The sequence below is a fragment of the Streptomyces sp. NPDC002076 genome (assembly GCF_053593835.1).
The window spans coordinates 109,696-126,110 of the sequence record NZ_JBSFDI010000015.1; the positions used below are offsets into that span (position 1 = coordinate 109,696).

The window sequence follows — 16,415 nt, forward strand, 5'->3', positions numbered from 1 at the left end:
GAACGGGCCCGCCCCCTGTCATGTGCCCGGGTCAGGCCAGCAGCTCCACCTCCGCCAGCGTCGACTCGCCGTCCAGCACCAGCCGGTACTTCGCGTACGTCCCCGGCGCGGCGATGGTGAACGCCCGGGTCTGACGGTCCCAGGTGAACGATTCGCCGGAGCGGTGGTCCAGGGTCCGCCAGGTCGTGCCGTCCGTGGAGCCCTGGAGGGTCCAGCCGGTCGGCGCCCTGGTGTGGTCCGCCGACGACGTCAGCGTGTACTGGACGGGCTTCACCGCCCCGTCCACCGGAAGATCCACCGAGGTGACCGTGGCGTCCGTCGCCGAGGTGTTGTCGAACAGCGCGCCATCACCCTTCAGCACGTCCGAGCGGGGCGCCGGCACCTTGTCGTCCTGGGTGATGGAGACCGGGGCCGCGTTCTTGCCCGTGCCCCAGGTCGACGGCTCGGCACCCATGGAGAACTCCAGCACCCCGCCCTTGGACAGCAGCGAATGGGGCAGCGAAGTCGACGTCCAAGGGCTGCCGTTGAACCTCACGCCCTGGATGTACACGTTCCTGGCACTGTTGGCGGGCGCCTTGACCACCAGGTCGCGGCCGTTCTCCAGGTGCACGGTGACCTTCTTGAACAGCGGGGAGCCGATCGAGTACTCGCCACTGCCCATCACCAGCGGATAGAAGCCGAGCGCGGAGAAGAGGTACCAGCCCGACTGCTCGCCGTTGTCCTCGTCGCCGTGGTAGCCCTGCCCGATCTCGCTGCCGAGGTACAGCCGCGAGAGGATCTCGCGGACCGCCGCCTGCGTCTTCCACGGCTCGCCGGCCGCGTCGTACATGTACGACACATGATGCGCGACCTGGTTGGACTGCCCCAGCATGCCCATCCGGACGTCCCGCGCCTCGGTCATCTCGTGGATGACACCGCCGTAGGAGCCTACGAAGTCCGGGGAAGCGGTCTCCGGGGTGGAGAAGAACGCGTCCAGCTTCTCGGCGAGACCCTGCCGGCCGCCGTAGAGGTTGGCCAGGCCCCGGCTGTCCTGCGGAACGCTGAAGGCGTACCCCCAGCCGTTCGTCTCCGTGTAGTCGTACCCCCACACGCGCGGATCGTACGACGCGGAGTCCACCCGCCAGTCGCCCTTGGCGTCACGGCCCTGGAAGAAGCCGCCCGACGCCTTGGGGTCGAACAGGTTCACATAGTCCCGGGCGCGGTTGAGGAAGTACTCGGACTCCTCCTTGTAGTGCTTCTCGCCCGTCTTCCGGTACAGGGCCTCGCCCATCTTCGCGATGCCGTAGTCGTTGACGTAGCCCTCCATCGCCCAGGACATGCCCTCGGAGGTGGCGGTGCTGGTGTATCCGAGGAACGGCGAGGTGCTCATGCCCTTGCGGCCCACGCCCGACATCGGCGGCACGACGGTCGCGTTCTTCAGTGCCGCGTCATAGGCGGCCTTCGCGTCGAACTTCACGCCCTTGACGTACGCGTCGGCGAACGCCACGTCCGAGGAGGTACCGGTCATCAGGTCGGCGTACCCGGGGGAGGACCAGCGCGAGGTCCAGCCGCCGTCCTTGTACTGCTGCACGAACCCGTCGACCATCTCACCCGCCTGGGACGGCGTGAGGAAGGAGTACGCCGGCCACGTGGTCCGATACGTGTCCCAGAAACCGTTGTTGACGTACACCTTGCCATCGACGATCTTCGCGCCGGTGTGGGTCGGGGTGTCCTGGCTCGGCATCGGGGAGAAGGGCGAGGCGTACTGGTCCTTGCCGCCCACCTTCTCGAAGCCCGAGTTCGGGTACAGGTACAGCCGGTACATGCCGGAGTACAGCGTGGTCAGCTGGTCCGGGGTCGCGCCCTCCACCTCGACCTTGCCGAGCAGCTTGTCCCAGGTGCGCTGGGCCTGTTCCCTGACCGTGTCGAAGGAGGTGCCGTCCGGGATCTCCTGGCGCAGGTTGTCCTTCGCCTGGTCGACGCTGATCAGCGAGGTCGCCAGGCGCAGCGTCACGGTGTGGTCCACGCCCGCGTCGAACCGCAGATAACCCCTCACCCCGCTCGATCCGCCGTCCGTCACGGGCCTGTCGAACTCGCCGTACACGAACAGCCGTGTCGCACCGGTCGACAGGCCCGACTTCACGTCCGAGAAACCGGTGACGATCCCGTGCTCCTTGTCGAGCGTCAGGCCCGCCTGCTCGGTGACGTTGTCGAACAGCACGCTCGCGTCGGTGCCGGGATAGGTGAAGCGCAGCATCGCCGCGTGGTCGGTGGGCGTCATCTCCGCCTTGAGACCGTTCTCGAAACGGACCCCGTAGTAATACGGCCGCGCGGTCTCGTTCTCGTGCCGGAACGCCAGCTCGCGCGCCTCGCGGCCGGTGTCCGGAGTGCCGGACACCGCCGACGGCATCACCTGGAAGGTCTGCCGGTCGCCCATCCACGGGCTCGGCTCATGACTCGCGCTGAACGCCTGGATCGTGGGCAGGTTGTCGTCGTTGTTCGCGTGTGCGTACTCGTACAGCCAGCTCAGCGACGACGCGTTGGTCACCGGCGACCAGAAGTTGAAACCGTGCGGAAGGGCCGTCGCCGGGAAGTTGTTGCCGCGCGAGAAACTGCCGCTGGAGTTGGTGCCGCGCGTGGTCAGCGCGTAGTCCGACAGATGCGCCTTCGGCTTCTCGGGCGCTACCGGCCTGATCGCCACGTCATCGATCCAGCCCCGGAACTTCGCCGGCCCGGCGGGGGAGTCGTACGCCACCAGGATCCGGTCGACCGTCCTGCCCGCCGCCACCGAACCGATCCGCGCGACAACGTTGTTCCACTGGTTGACGTACAGCGACTTCGAGTCGCCCTGCCCGCGCGGCGACAGCGGGAACCCGTGCTGGTCCGGCGCACCCAGATCACTCAGATACGTGCCGTCGGTGAAGGCCAGGTCCAGCGAGACGTTCGTGGCGTCGTAGTCCCGGTCGCCGTCGGCCATCTGCGGGAAGATCCGGTACGACAACTCCGTGTCGCCGCCGACCTTCACGTTCACGTCGAAGACCTTGTTGTACGAGTACGCCCGGCCGCCCGCCGTGTGCCGCCCGGCGTAGCGCAGCGCACGCTTCCCGGTGAACCCCACCCGGGCCTTGGCCGTCGGCGAGGCGGTCGGGCCCTTGTCGACCAGCGTCAGCATGTCCTGCGGCACCGGACCGCCTCCGCCACCGGTGGAGAACTGCACATCGGCGAGCTGCAGGATGTCCGCGCCGGAGTTCTTCGTGATCTCCAGCCGGAAGTGCTGGTACTCGACGGGCTCGGCCAGGTCGTAGGACTTGGTCTGGAACCGCTCGGAGAAGGTCTCGCCCGCCCGGGTGTCGACCGTCTTCCAGTCCTTGCCGTCGGTGGAGCCGAGCAGCGTCCAGTCCCTCGGGTCGCGCTCGGCGTAGTCGTTGGCCGAGGTGAGCGCGTACGTCACCAGCTTGACGGGCTTGTCGAGGTCGAACTCCACCCACCCGGTGGGCTCGAAGGTCAGCCACTTGGTGCCGGACTCGCCGTCGACCAGGTTCTCCTTGACCTCGCCCGCACCCGTGTTCTCGCCGCTCGCCCGGACCTCGGTGACATGGTCGTTCACATTGCCCGGTATGCCGGTGCTGTAGCCGCCGTCGACCCCGGAGGCGCGCTTGGTGCCGTCCGGCGCGGTGTCGACGGTATTGAGCCAGTCGGGCGCCGGATCGCCCGTCTCGAACGAGGATGCGAACTCCCGGTCGGCTGCCGGAGTCTTGGCGGGCAGGGCGACCGCCGCGCCCTGAGCGCCGACGGCCATGACAAAGGCGGCCGTAAGGACGACCGCCGGACCCCATCTGTGCCGAGTTCTCCGCTGCATCTACGGATTCCCCTCCTGCGACCGCTCTGGACAACGTTGTCATCTTCGGTGCGCAGGAACCAGTAGGGCGTCAAGTGGCCCGTGGTGTCAAGGGTGTTGGGTGTGGCATTCGGGCACTCATGGCGCGGGTTTTTCCACCAGGCGCTCCACAGGGGGCTCATATTTCCGCCAGGTCTCAACTCGGAAAAGACCCATCGCGAACCCTGCATTCGATCTTGCTCCGCTGGCGGGAAGTGGACTATACCTGTCGGCACTTCCAGCACGATCCAGCACTACTCTGCACGACCCAGCACTACCCGACCGCGGTGCCGGGGAGGATCCGGTTCACCGCCTGAGTCCTGGAGAAGGCGAGGACTTGAGCATGGGATCCACTGCGCACCACGGTGGCGACGGTGTCGGCCGCCGTGATCTGATCAAGCGTTCGGCCGCGCTGGGCCTGGTGGCGGCCCCCGCAATGGGCCTGCTGTCCGCCTGTGCGAGCGGCGGCGGAGGCGGCAGCAACGACGAGGGCAACACCAAGGGAAAGGCGTCCAAGGACAACCCCTTCGGTGCGAAGAGCGGCAGCAAACTCGATGTCGTCGTCTTCAAGGGCGGATACGGCGACGACTACGCCAAGGCGTGGGAGGCCGACTTCAGCAAGAAGCTCGGCATCACCTCGACCCACACCGGCACCCAGGAGATCACCGGCAAGCTGCAGCCGCGCTTCAACGCCGGCAACCCGCCGGACGTCGTGGACGACTCCGGCGCCCAGCAGATCAAGATCGACGTCCTGTACAAGAACGGCTCGCTGCTCGACCTCTCCGAGGTCCTCGACGCACCGTCGGTCGACGACCCGAGCAAGAAGGTCCGTGACACCCTGATCCCCGGCACCCTCGACCCGGGCATCCAGGAGGGCAAGGTCGTCGCCCTCAACTACATCTACACCGTGTGGGGCCTGTGGTACTCCGGCAAGCTCTTCAAGCAGAAGGGCTGGACGCCGCCGAAGACCTGGGACGACTTCCTCGCCATCTGCCAGGACGCCAAGAAGCAGGGCATCGGCGGCCTCGCCCACCAGGGCAAGTACCCGTACTACATCAATGTCGCCATCATGGACATGATCGCCAAGAAGGGCGGCATCGACGCCGTCAAGGCGATCGACAACCTGGACCCGAAGGCGTTCGTCGGCTCCGACGCGGCCCAGGCGGGCGTCGAGGCGATCTACGAGGTCGTCGAGAAGGGCCTGTTGATGCCCGGCACCAACGGCCTGACCCACACCGAGTCGCAGACCCGCTGGAACCAGTACAAGGCCGCGTTCATCACCTGTGGCTCCTGGCTGGAGAACGAGCAGCTGAAGCAGACGCCGACGGACTTCGACATGAAGTTCCTGCCGATGCCGCTGCTGCCCGGCAGCAAGATGCCGTTCGAGGCGATCCGGGCCGGCTCCGGTGAGCCCTTCATCATCCCCGCGAAGGCGGCGAACCTGCCCGGCGCCAAGGAGTTCATGCGGCGGATGCTGTCCAAGGACTGGTCGACGCTGTTCGCCAAGGAGGCGAACTCCCTGACCATTCTGCAGGACGGCGTGGACCCGAGTGTGAAGCTGCGGCCCGGTACGCAGTCCACGGTCGAGGCCTCCAAGGCGGCCGGCGCCAACACGTTCCGGTATCTGTACCCCGACTGGTACAGCGAGATGGACACGGCGATCCAGAACGCGTCCAATGAGCTCATGGCCAAGCGGATTCAGCCGAAGGAATGGCTGAAGAGGTGTCAGGCGGCGGTGGACAAGCAGGCGAAGGACCCGGCCAGCAAGAAGAACGTCCACAGCTGAGCCGGCTCGACATCGGATTCCGGACCGGGAGTTCTCGTGACTCCCGGTCCGGTCCGGCACACCAGGGGCAGGTATGCGCAAAGGGCAGTACCGGTTCGTCGCGGGGTTTCTCTTCGCTCCCGTGTCGCTTTATCTGATCTTCGTGATCTGGCCGTACATCCAGACGTTCGGCTATTCACTGACCGACTGGAAGGGGCAGTCGCAGACCTTCGGCTTCGTCGGTCTGGACAACTACAAGGCGCTGTTCCAGGACGATGTGTTCCTGGAGGCGATCTGGCACAACATCCTGTTCCTGATCTTCATCCCGGTGATCACGATTCTGCTCGCCCTGTTCTTCGCCTTCATGCTGAACGCGGGCGGGCGCAGCCGGGCCGGCGGAGTGCAGGGGGTCGCGGGATCGAAGTTCTACAAAATCGTCTACTTCTTCCCGCAGGTGCTGTCGCTGGCGATTCTCGCGGTGCTGTTCAACGCGGTGTACCGCAGTGACGGCGGTGGTCTGCTCAACGGTTTGCTGATCAAGGTCGGCCTGGTCGACGCCAACAACCCGGTGGAGTGGCTTAACGAGCCGAGCCTGGTGCTGTGGGCGCTGATGGTGGCCGTGATCTGGCAGGGCGTGGGCTTCTATCTGGTGCTGTTCTCGGCCGCGATGCAGTCCATCCCCAAGGACATCTACGAGGCCGCGCTCATCGACGGCGCGAGCCGCAACCAGTCCTTCTTCCGCATCACCCTGCCGCTGCTGTGGGACACCGTGCAGACCGCCTGGGTCTACCTCGGCATCGTCGCGATGGACATGTTCGTGCTGGTGTCCTCCATGACCCAGAGCATGGGCGCGTACGGCGGCGGTCCCGATCACCACAGCGATGTGATGGCGACCGTGATGATGCGCAACTTCCTCTACTACGGGAAGAGCGGTTACGCCTGTGCCATGGGCGTGGTCATGCTGCTGCTCACCCTGATCCTGTCCGTGGTCACGCTGCGCGCCACCCGCCGCGAGCGCATCGAGTTCTGAGCGGGAGTATCGACGATGACTGCACTCAAGGAGACCGCCCCCGCTCCGGCCGAGGGTCCCGTGGCGAAGGCGCCCGTCCGGCCCGGCGACCGGCGCGGCGAGGGTGTCGTACTGAACGTCTTCTCGCACGGCTTCCTCGCCCTGTGGGCGCTGCTGATCGTGCTGCCGCTGCTGTGGCTGGTGCTCAGCTCCTTCAAGACCGACGCGCAGATCGGCGGCTCCGCCTTCGGCTGGCCGCACTCTTGGTCCTTCGACGTCTTCCACCGCGCCTGGAGCAAGGGCATCGGGGACTACTTCCTGAACACCGTGATCGTCCTGGTGTTCTCGGTGCCGCTGACCATGCTGTTCGGCTCGATGGCGGCGTACGTGCTGGCCCGGTACCAGTTCTGGGGCAACCGGCTGCTGTACTACTTCTTCGTCGCCGGCGCCATGTTCCCGGTGTTCCTGGCTCTCGTCCCGCTGTTCTTCATGGTCAAGCGGCTGGACATGCTGAACACCTACCAGGGTCTGATCCTGGTCTATGTCGCGTACTCGATGCCGTTCACGGTGTTCTTCATGCACGCGTTCTTCCGGACCCTGCCGACGGCGGTCTTCGAGGCGGCGGTCCTGGACGGTGCCTCGCACACCCGGACCTTCTTCCAGGTGATGCTGCCGATGGCCAAGCCGGGCCTGATCAGTGTGGGGATCTTCAACACCTTGGGCCAGTGGAACCAGTTCATCCTGCCCACGGTGCTCATGCAGCCGCAGAGCGGTTCCGATCCCGAGCGCTATGTGCTCACCCAGGGTCTGATCCAGCTGCAACAGCAGCAGGGATACGCCTCCGACCTGCCGGTTCTGTTCGCGGGTGTGACGATCGCGATGATTCCGATGCTGGTCGTGTACCTGTCCTTCCAGCGCCAGGTGCAGGCGGGTCTGACCTCGGCGACCCTGAAGTAGCGGGACGCTCCGCGACCGTCCGTGTGCACGCCGTTCCGAGCCTCGGAGCGGTGTGCACACGTGTGTCCGGGTACCCGGATGCGGTTCAACCTCTTGACGTAAGACACCCCGAACGGCTCAGCTTAGAGTTCACTAGTTGGACATACGCGGGGCCTCGCCGGAGCGGCCTCGCGCTCAGGAGGTCGTCGTGGAGACTCCAGGGTCGCAGTCGTCGCTGCACCGAGCCAACCTGGAGCGGGTCGTACGGGCCGTGCGCTTGGCCGGGTCCCTCACGCAGGCGGAGATCGCGCGGACGACCGGTCTGTCCGCCGCGACGGTCTCCAACATCGTGCGGGAGCTGAAGGACGGCGGAACCGTCGAGGTCACGCCCACGTCGGCGGGCGGGCGCAGGGCCCGCAGCGTCAGTCTGAGCGGGGACGCCGGGATTGTGATCGGCGTCGATTTCGGGCACACCCATCTGCGCGTCGCGATCGGGAACCTCGCCCACCAGGTGCTGGCCGAGGAGGCCGAGCCGCTGGACGTCGACGCCTCCGCCGCGCAGGGCTTCGACCGGGCGGAGGAGCTGGTCAGCCGCCTGATCGCGGCCACGGGCGTGAACCGGTCGAAGGTGGCCGGCGTGGGGCTCGGTGTGCCGGGTCCCATCGACGTGGAGTCGGGGACGCTGGGCTCCACCGCGATCCTGCCGGGCTGGACCGGCGCCAAGCCCGCCGAGGAGCTGCGCGAGCGGCTCGGTGTGCCGGTGCACGTGGACAACGACGCCAACCTCGGCGCTCTCGGCGAGCTGGTCTGGGGAGCCGGCAAGGGGGTCCGTGACCTTGCGTACATCAAGGTCGCGAGCGGTGTCGGTGCCGGTCTGGTGATCGACGGGAAGATCTACCGGGGTCCGGGCGGCACGGCCGGGGAAATCGGACATATTACACTCGATGAATCCGGCCCGGTCTGCCGTTGCGGGAACCGCGGCTGTCTGGAGACGTTCGCGGCCGCACGTTATGTGCTGCCGCTGCTCCAGCCCAGTCATGGCCCGGACCTGACCATGGAGGGCGTCGTGCGGCTGGCCAGGGACGGAGACCCGGGCTGCCGTCGGGTGATCGCCGACGTCGGCCGCCACATCGGCAGTGGAGTGGCCAATCTCTGCAATCTCCTCAACCCGAGCCGGGTGGTCCTCGGCGGTGATCTCGCCGAGGCCGGTGAGCTGGTGCTCGGGCCGATCAGGGAGTCCGTCGGCCGCTACGCCATTCCCAGCGCGGCGCGCCAACTGTCCGTTCTCCCGGGGGCACTTGGCGGGCGAGCCGAGGTGCTCGGGGCGCTCGCCCTCGCCCTCGGCGAGATGGGCGATTCGACCCTTTTGGATGGTTCGCTGTCCATGGCGGCCCCTGCCTTCACTTAGAGAACGGATGGCACCGTTGCCATCTCGTTAAGGATTTACTTCTTGACGTCGCACGTGTGGCCGAGTTGACTTCCAGCCACCTCGGCCGCAACGACGCGGCCTCGTCAGGGAGGTTTCTGAAGTGAACATGCGTATGCGTCGTGCGGCCTTCGCCGTTGCTGCTGGTGCCATGGCCGTCTCGCTCGCTGCCTGTGGCAGCGCCAAGCAGTCCGGTGGCGGCTCCTCCAAGTCGTCCAGCCCCAAGAAGGGCGACGCGATCACGGTCGGTCTGCTCCTGCCGGAGAACCAGACCGCTCGTTACGAGAAGTTCGACAAGCCCTTGATCGAGAAGAAGGTCCAGGAGCTCACCAACGGCAAGGGCAAGATCGTCTACGCCAACGCCAAGCAGGACGCGACGCTGCAGAACCAGCAGGTCGACACCATGATCACCAACAAGGTGGACGTCCTGATCGTGGACGCGGTGGACGCCGCGGCCATCAAGAACTCGGTCCAGAAGGCCAAGGACGCCGGCATCCCGGTCGTCGCCTACGACCGCCTGGCGCAGGGCCCGATCGACGCGTACACCTCGTTCGACAACGAGACGGTCGGCAAGACCCAGGGCGAGGCCCTGCTGAAGGCCCTGGGCTCCAAGGCCAAGTCCGGCAAGATCGTCATGATGAACGGTTCCTCCACCGACCCGAACGCCGCGCAGTTCAAGAAGGGCGCCCACGAGGTGCTCGACGGCAAGGTGAACGTCGGCAAGGAGTACGACACCAAGGAGTGGAAGCCGGAGAACGCCAACTCCAACATGGAGGGCGCCATTTCCGCTCTGGGCAAGAAGAACATCATCGGCGTCTACTCCGCCAACGACGGCATGGCCGGCGGTATCATCACCGCCCTCAAGGCCGCCGGCATCGCCAACATCCCGGTCACCGGCCAGGACGCGGAGCTCGCGGGTGTCCAGCGCATCGTCGCCGGTGAGCAGTACATGAGCGTCTACAAGCCGTACGCTCCCGAGGCCGCTGCCGCCGCCGAGATGGCCGTGGACCTCGCCCAGGGCAAGTCGCTCGACTCCGTCGCCAAGGACAAGGTCGACAGCCCGACCACCAAGCAGGTGCCCTCGGTCCTGGTGCCCGTCACCGCGCTGACCAAGGACAACATCAAGGACACCGTCATCAAGGACGGCGTCTACACGGTCGCCGACATCTGCACCGCGCAGTACAAGGCCGCCTGCGACAAGATCGGTCTGAAGTAAGCAGCCGCACGCGCCTTTCCAACTAGGGGAATTCACCCTTGAATTTCCCTAGCGGGAGGAAGGCGCCCACAGGCTCCTCCGGTGCCCCGCGCACACAAACAGCCCCGCAAGCTCGGTGCGGGGCGCCGGACGGAACTACCCCCCAAACTTCTGCACAACCTCCCGCCGGGTCAGGCGGCGAAGGAGATGGTTCACGTGTCCGCTACGCCCGTGCTGGCGTTGCGCGGGGTCTCCAAGCGGTTCGGTGCCGTTCAGGCGCTCACCGACGTAGAGCTTGAGGTCCACGCCGGTGAGGTGGTCGCCCTGGTGGGCGACAACGGTGCCGGAAAGTCCACGCTGGTCAAGACGATCGCCGGCGTGCACCCCATCGATGAGGGCGTCATCGAATGGGAAGGAAAGGCCGTCCAGGTCAACAAGCCGCACGACGCCCAGAACCTGGGCGTCGCGACGGTGTACCAGGACCTCGCGCTGTGCGACAACATCGACGTCGTCGGCAACCTGTTCCTCGGCCGGGAGATCCGCCGCCGCGGTGTGCTGGACGAGGTCGAGATGGAGCGCCGCTCGCGCGAGCTGCTGGACCAGCTCTCGATCCGCATTCCCAGCGTCCGCATCCCGATCGCCTCGCTCTCCGGCGGTCAGCGCCAGGTCGTGGCGATCGCCCGCTCCATGCTCGGCGAGCCCAAGCTGGTCATCCTCGACGAGCCCACCGCCGCGCTCGGCGTCGAGCAGACCGCCCAGGTCCTCGACCTGGTGGAGAGGCTGCGGGAGCGCGGTCACGCCGTGATCCTCATCAGCCACAACATGGCCGACGTCAAGGCCGTCGCCGACAAGGTGGCCGTGCTGCGTCTGGGCAAGAACAACGGCGTCTTCGAGGTCAAGTCGACCTCGCAGGAAGAGATCATCTCCGCCATCACCGGCGCCACGGACAACGCCGTGACCCGTCGTGCGGCGCGCAGCAATGGGGAGATCAAGAAGTGAGCATCGACAAGACCTCCACGCCCCCCGAGGACACGCCCGTGGAGAACCCCGAGGCGGCACGCGGCTCCGACGTCGCCGTCGACCCCCGTCTGCTGGTGCGCGAGCAGGGCCTCGCGGGCTACGTCACCGAGTTCAAGCGCAAGATGAAGGCCGGTGACCTCGGCTCCATCCCGGTCGTCATCGGCCTGGCGGTCATCTGGATCATCTTCCAGAGCCTGAACTCCAACTTCCTGACCGCGGGCAACCTCTCCGACATCTCCGTCGCCATGGTCGGCACGGGCATGATCGCCGTCGGCATCGTGTTCGTCCTGCTGCTCGGCGAGATCGACCTGTCGGTCGGTTCGCTCTCCGGTGTCGCGGGCGCCACCTTCGCGGTGCTGAACGTCACCCACGGCATGAACGAGATCCTGGCCCTGGTGCTGTCGATCCTCACCGGGACGGTCGCGGGCGCGGTGCAGGGCTTCTTCTTCGCGAAGATCGGCGTGCCGGCCTTCGCGGTGACCCTGGCCGGTCTGCTGTTCTGGAACGGCCTCATGCTCAAGATCCTGGGCGACAACGGCACGATCAACCTGAACGACAACGGCCTGGTCGCCAAGCTGACCAGCTACTACTTCTCCGATGTGGCCGCCGCCTACGGCCTGGCCATCGCGGTGACGGTGCTGTTCTTCCTCAGCTCCTACTTCGGCAACAAGCGCCGCGAGGCCGCCGGTGTGCCGTCCCGCCCGCTGAGCGAGACCATCCTGCGCACCGTGCTGCTGGCCATCGTGGCCTTCGCCGCCGCGGTCGTCTTCAACCAGTACAAGGGCCTGCCGCTGGCCGTGGTGGTCTTCGTCGCCGTGCTGTTCATCACGGACTTCGTGCTGCGCCGCACCTCCTACGGCCGCAAGGTCTTCGCGCTCGGCGGCAGCGTCGAGGCGTCCCGCCGTGCCGGTATCAACGTGGACATGGTCCGGATCTCGGTGTTCGCCATCTCCGGCACGTTCGCGGCGATCGGCGGTCTGTTCATCGCCTCCAAGATCGCCTCCGCCAACCAGGGCGCCGGCGGCGGTGACCTGCTGATGAACGCGATCGCGGCGGCCGTGATCGGTGGCACGTCCCTCTTCGGTGGCCGTGGCCGCACCTGGAACGCGCTCCTCGGCGTGCTGGTGATCGTCTCGATCCAGTACGGCCTCGCGCTGCAGGGCATCGCCTCTCCGGTGCAGTACATGATCACCGGTGGTGTGCTGTTGGCCACGGTCGTGATCGACGCGGTGACGCGCAAGACCCAGAAGACAGCAGGGCGTGCATAACGCCTGGTCTTCACAGGTTGACCAGCGCCCGGCACATCGAAACGTGCCGGGCGCTGTCGTGTCGTGCAAAGCCGGAACATTAGACTCTGGCGAGCCCGGCGAAAGCTCGATCAGCTCTACTGCAAGGAGGCACGGGTGCCGCTGCTGACCCGCATCAGGGGACCGCGCGATCTGGACCGGCTCAGCCTGGAGCAGCTGGACCAGCTGGCAGAGGAGATCCGGACCTTCCTCGTCGACGCCGTCGCCAAGACCGGCGGCCACCTCGGCCCCAACCTCGGTGTGGTGGAGCTGACCATCGCCCTGCACCGGGTCTTCGACTCGCCGAAGGACAAGGTGCTCTGGGACACCGGCCACCAGTCCTATGTGCACAAGCTGCTCACCGGCCGGCAGGACTTCTCCCGGCTGAAGATGAAGGGCGGCCTGTCCGGCTACCCCTCGCAGGCCGAGTCCGAGCACGACGTCATCGAGAACAGCCACGCCTCCACCGTGCTCGGCTGGGCCGACGGCATCGCCAAGGCCAACCAGCTGAAGAAGCGGGACAGCCATGTCGTGGCGGTCATCGGCGACGGGGCGCTCACCGGCGGCATGGCCTGGGAGGCGCTGAACAACATCGCCGACGCCAAGGACCGCCCGCTCGTCATCGTCGTCAACGACAACGAGCGGTCGTACGCCCCCACCATCGGCGGCCTCGCCAACCACCTGGCGACCCTGCGCACGACGGACGGCTACGAGCGGTTCCTCGCCCGCACGAAGGAACTCCTGGAGCGCACCCCGGTCGTCGGCCGGCCGCTGTACGAGACCCTGCACGGGGCGAAGAAGGGGTTCAAGGACTTCATCGCACCGCAGGGCATGTTCGAGGACCTGGGCCTGAAGTACGTCGGCCCGATCGACGGCCACGACATCGAGGCGCTGGAGTCCGCCCTGGCCCGCGCCAAGCGGTTCGGCGGCCCGGTGATCGTGCACTGCCTCACCGAGAAGGGCCGCGGCTACCAGCCCGCCCTGCAGGACGAGGCGGACCGCTTCCACGCGGTCGGCAAGATCCACCCGGACACCGGTCTGCCGATCGCCAGCTCGGGCGCCGACTGGACCTCCGTCTTCGGCGACGAGATGGTCAGGCTCGGCGAGGAGCGCGAGGACATCGTCGCCATCACCGCCGCCATGCTCCAGCCGGTCGGACTCGACAAGTTCGCCAAGCGCTTCCCCGAGCGGGTGTACGACGTCGGCATCGCCGAGCAACACGGCGCCGTCTCCGCCGCGGGCCTCGCGTACGCCGGGGTGCACCCCGTCTTCGCCGTCTACGCCACCTTCCTCAACCGAGCCTTCGACCAGGTCCTCATGGACGTGGCCCTGCACAAGTGCGGGGTGACCTTCGTGCTCGACCGGGCCGGTGTCACCGGAACGGACGGTGCCTCGCACAACGGCATGTGGGACATGTCGATCCTGCAGGTCGTGCCGGGCCTGAGGCTGGCCGCCCCGCGGGACGCCGAGCAGGTGCGGGCCCAGCTGCGGGAGGCCGTCGCGGTGGACGACGCCCCGACCGTGGTGCGCTTCTCCAAGGGCGCCGTCGGCCCCGCCGTACCCGCCGTGGGCCGGATCGGCGGCATGGACGTGCTGCGCGAGCCCGGCACCGACCGGCCGGACGTGCTGCTCGTCTCCGTGGGCGCCCTCGCCCCGATGTGCCTGGAGATCGCCGGCCTGCTCGACAAGCAGGGCATCTCCACCACCGTGGTCGACCCGCGCTGGGTCAAGCCCGTCGACGAGGCGATGGCCCCGCTGGCCGAGCGGCACCGGGTCGTCGTCACCGTCGAGGACAACAGCCGGGCCGGCGGTGTCGGCTCCGCGATCGCGCAGGCCCTGCGCGACGCCGGCGTGGACGTGCCGCTGCGCGATTTCGGCATCCCGCCGCGCTTCCTCGACCACGCCTCCCGCGGCGAGGTCCTCGCCGAGATCGGCCTGACCGCCCCGGACATCGCCCGCCAGGTCACCGGGCTGGTCGCCAGGCTGGACGGCCGGTTCGACCGTACGGCCGCGGAAGTGGACTCGGTCGAGCCCGCGCGCGACTGACCCGGAACACGCCCCTCACGGGCCGGTTCCGCCACTCTTGCGGTGGCGGAACCGGCCCGTCTGCGTGAACCTGCCTGTGCCGGGGCATACGCATCCCGACCCTCTCGATCATGACGGGCCACGGCGAGGGGCCCCAAGCGTGGGAGGCAGGTACGTGAGCAGCGCGTTGTTCAGGACGAAGAACGTCGAGCAGTCCATCCAGGACACCGAGGAACCCGAGCATTCGCTCAAGAAGTCCCTCTCCGCGCTCGATCTGACCGTCTTCGGCGTCGGCGTCATCATCGGCACCGGCATCTTCGTCCTCACCGGACAGGTCGCCAAGAACAACGCCGGCCCGGCGGTGTCCCTGGCCTTCGTGGTGGCCGGCGTGGTCTGCGCGCTCGCCGCCCTCTGTTACGCCGAGTTCGCGTCCACGGTCCCCGTGGCGGGCTCGGCGTACACGTTCAGTTACGCCTCCCTGGGCGAGCTGCCCGCCTGGATCATCGGCTGGGACCTGATCCTGGAGTTCGCGCTCGGTACGGCGGTGGTGGCGGTCGGCTGGTCCGGCTACATCCGTTCCCTGATGGACAACGTCGGCTGGCATCTGCCCGACTACCTGGCCAGCCGGGACACGGCCTCCGGCTTCGGCTTCGACATCCTCGCCGCGGCCCTGGTGCTGGTGCTCACCGGCATCCTCGTCCTCGGCATGAAACTCTCGGCCCGGATCACCTCGCTCGTCGTCGCCATCAAGGTGATCGTCGTGCTCATCGTGATCATCGCCGGTGCCTTCTTCATCACGGGCAGCAACTACTCGCCGTTCATCCCCAAGCCCCAGCCGGTGCCGGCCGGCGGCAACCTCAGGGCCCCGCTGATCCAGCTGATGTTCGGCTGGGCGCCCGCCAACTTCGGTGTGATGGGCATCTTCACGGCCGCCTCGGTGGTGTTCTTCGCGTTCATCGGCTTCGACATCGTGGCCACGGCCGCCGAGGAGACCCGCAACCCGCAGCGGGACATGCCGCGCGGCATTCTCGGCTCCCTGTTCATCTGCACCCTGCTCTACGTCGCCGTCTCCATCGTCGTCACCGGCATGGAGAAGTACTCCAAGCTGTCCGTGGAGGCCCCGCTCGCCGACGCCTTCAAGGCCATCGGACATCCCTGGTTCGCGGGGGTGATCAGCTTCGGCGCGGCCGTCGGACTGACCACCGTGTGCATGATCCTGCTGCTCGGCCAGACCCGGGTGTTCTTCGCGATGAGCCGCGACGGACTGCTGCCGCGCTTCTTCTCCCGCGTCCATCCGCGTTTCCGCACCCCGCACCGGCCGACCATCCTGCTCGGCGTGATCATCGCGATCGTCGCCGGCTTCACCAGCCTCAGCGCGCTGGCCGAGCTGGTGAACATCGGCACGCTCTTCGCGTTCGTCGTCGTCGCGATCAGCGTGATCATCCTGCGCCGCACTCGCCCCGACCTGCCCCGCGCCTTCCGCGCCCCGTGGGTTCCGGTCATCCCGATCCTGTCGGTGTGCGCCTCGCTGTGGCTGATGCTCAACCTGCCGGCCGAGACCTGGCTGCGGTTCGCCATCTGGATGGTGATCGGCTTCGCCGTCTACTTCTTCTACGGCCGCACCCACAGCCGGCTGGCCCCGGTCGGGCGGACCGCCACCGGAGAGCCCCAGCGGCCGTCCGCCGGAAACGCGCCGTAACCGTCTCCCCCGGCTGCCGTCCTTCGGCCATCTCGCCGTACAGGAGCGGGCCGACCCCATACCGCATGGACGTCCGACCCGGCGCCGGACCGTGTGGCCGGGGCCCGGTGACCTGTTCGCCGTGTTCGCCGACCCGGTACCGGAGTGCGCGGTCGGCGGTGACGACCAGGCATGGGCGGTCGCCGGCCGTCGCGGCGA

At 67.4% G+C, this 16,415-nt stretch carries 10 protein-coding genes; 9 read left to right on the plus strand and 1 reads right to left on the minus strand.

Annotated elements, in window-relative coordinates; all coding sequences use genetic code 11:
* Nucleotides 1-31: 31 nt before the first annotated feature.
* Complete coding sequence (locus tag ACWCQS_RS29095; protein WP_451007198.1) at nt 32-3,838, minus strand: GH92 family glycosyl hydrolase; 3,807 nt, start codon at nt 3,836-3,838, stop codon at nt 32-34.
* A gap of 361 nt (nt 3,839-4,199) precedes the next feature.
* On the opposite strand from ACWCQS_RS29095, the gene ngcE reads away from it, so the two are divergent.
* From ngcE to ACWCQS_RS29140, 9 genes are all read left to right on the plus strand, one after another.
* A complete protein-coding gene (gene ngcE / locus ACWCQS_RS29100; RefSeq protein ID WP_451007199.1) occupies nt 4,200-5,642 on the plus strand; it encodes an N-acetylglucosamine/diacetylchitobiose ABC transporter substrate-binding protein in 1,443 nt (480 codons plus the stop codon).
* Nucleotides 5,643-5,715: 73 nt separating this feature from the next.
* Entirely contained in the window at nt 5,716-6,651 is a 936-nt protein-coding gene (locus tag ACWCQS_RS29105) for a carbohydrate ABC transporter permease (RefSeq protein WP_451007200.1), read from the plus strand.
* A gap of 15 nt (nt 6,652-6,666) precedes the next feature.
* Nucleotides 6,667-7,587 carry a carbohydrate ABC transporter permease gene (locus tag ACWCQS_RS29110; RefSeq protein WP_451007201.1) on the plus strand — a complete coding sequence of 307 codons (921 nt, stop codon included), beginning with the start codon at nt 6,667-6,669 and terminating at the stop codon, nt 7,585-7,587.
* A gap of 187 nt (nt 7,588-7,774) precedes the next feature.
* The gene (locus ACWCQS_RS29115; RefSeq protein WP_451007202.1) at nt 7,775-8,974 is read left to right on the plus strand and encodes an ROK family transcriptional regulator; all 1,200 of its coding nucleotides are present in this window, start codon (nt 7,775-7,777) and stop codon (nt 8,972-8,974) included.
* 133 nt (nt 8,975-9,107) lie between these two features.
* Nucleotides 9,108-10,208 (plus strand): sugar ABC transporter substrate-binding protein, encoded by a 1,101-nt coding sequence (locus ACWCQS_RS29120; protein WP_451007294.1) that lies wholly within the window; start codon nt 9,108-9,110, stop codon nt 10,206-10,208.
* A gap of 186 nt (nt 10,209-10,394) precedes the next feature.
* Nucleotides 10,395-11,186 (plus strand): ATP-binding cassette domain-containing protein, encoded by a 792-nt coding sequence (locus ACWCQS_RS29125; protein ID WP_451007203.1) that lies wholly within the window; start codon nt 10,395-10,397, stop codon nt 11,184-11,186.
* On the plus strand, nt 11,183-12,475 hold the full coding sequence (locus ACWCQS_RS29130) for a sugar ABC transporter permease (RefSeq protein WP_451007204.1): 1,293 nt from the start codon (nt 11,183-11,185) through the stop codon (nt 12,473-12,475). The genes ACWCQS_RS29125 and ACWCQS_RS29130 overlap by 4 nt, the downstream gene beginning before the upstream one ends.
* Nucleotides 12,476-12,610: 135 nt before the next feature.
* Entirely contained in the window at nt 12,611-14,539 is a 1,929-nt protein-coding gene (gene dxs / locus ACWCQS_RS29135; RefSeq protein WP_451007205.1) for a 1-deoxy-D-xylulose-5-phosphate synthase, read from the plus strand.
* Between the two features lie 154 nt (nt 14,540-14,693).
* Nucleotides 14,694-16,217, plus strand: a complete 1,524-nt coding sequence (locus ACWCQS_RS29140) for an amino acid permease (protein ID WP_451007206.1) — start codon at nt 14,694-14,696, stop codon at nt 16,215-16,217.
* Nucleotides 16,218-16,415: the final 198 nt, after the last annotated feature.

Excerpts from the sequence above, each read along its gene's own strand:
- ACWCQS_RS29125 (WP_451007203.1), top strand. The coding sequence starts at position 10,395 with ATGGTTCACGTGTCCGCTACGCCCGTGCTGGCGTTGCGCGGGGTCTCC.
- ACWCQS_RS29120 (WP_451007294.1), top strand. The coding sequence starts at position 9,108 with ATGCGTCGTGCGGCCTTCGCCGTTGCTGCTGGTGCCATGGCCGTCTCG.
- ACWCQS_RS29110 (WP_451007201.1), top strand. The coding sequence starts at position 6,667 with ATGACTGCACTCAAGGAGACCGCCCCCGCTCCGGCCGAGGGTCCCGTG.
- ACWCQS_RS29105 (WP_451007200.1), top strand. The coding sequence starts at position 5,716 with ATGCGCAAAGGGCAGTACCGGTTCGTCGCGGGGTTTCTCTTCGCTCCC.
- ACWCQS_RS29095 (WP_451007198.1), bottom strand. The coding sequence starts at position 3,838 with ATGCAGCGGAGAACTCGGCACAGATGGGGTCCGGCGGTCGTCCTTACG.
- ngcE (WP_451007199.1), top strand. The coding sequence starts at position 4,200 with ATGGGATCCACTGCGCACCACGGTGGCGACGGTGTCGGCCGCCGTGAT.